The following is a 393-nucleotide window of genomic DNA, read 5'->3' as shown; positions in this document are numbered from 1 at the left end:
CAAATAAAGAATACAAAAGCTGGTCAAGCAGATGTAATAAAGGTGATTTAAGCAGCTCATTGAAACATTTTGGAGAATATTATTTAAGGCAAATAGATGTAAATACTAAAGCCAGCTACAATGAAAAAGATTTGCAATTGCTATTATCTTACTTTGGTTCACTTTTAAATGTAGTCATAGGATATTTATATAAAAGGACTGCTGATAGTGAATTTAATTTTTTTCCTAGATGGAAATATAGTCAGATTGATTCAAAAAAGCAATTAGAAAAATTTTCAATTCTTAATCTAGTCCATATTATGTTTTTAAACTTAGAACTGCCAACTGATTTTCAAAATGAGTGGAACATATTATTCAGTACTTCAATTCATGGTGAAAGTTTTTCGAGGTATG

1 protein-coding gene is annotated in these 393 nt (G+C 28.0%); it reads left to right on the top strand.

Annotated elements, in window-relative coordinates; translation table 11 throughout:
- Positions 1–393, top strand: a 393-nt coding sequence (locus GUI43_RS34180) for a TLD domain-containing protein (protein WP_170158824.1), incomplete at both ends; no start/stop codon positions are given.

The organism is Micromonospora noduli (genome assembly GCF_003264365.1).
In the GTDB taxonomy this organism is placed as follows: Bacteria; Actinomycetota; Actinomycetes; order Mycobacteriales; family Micromonosporaceae; genus Micromonospora; species Micromonospora noduli.
Note: the sequence above shows the minus strand (reverse complement) of the source record. Positions and strands in the feature narration are given on the sequence as shown.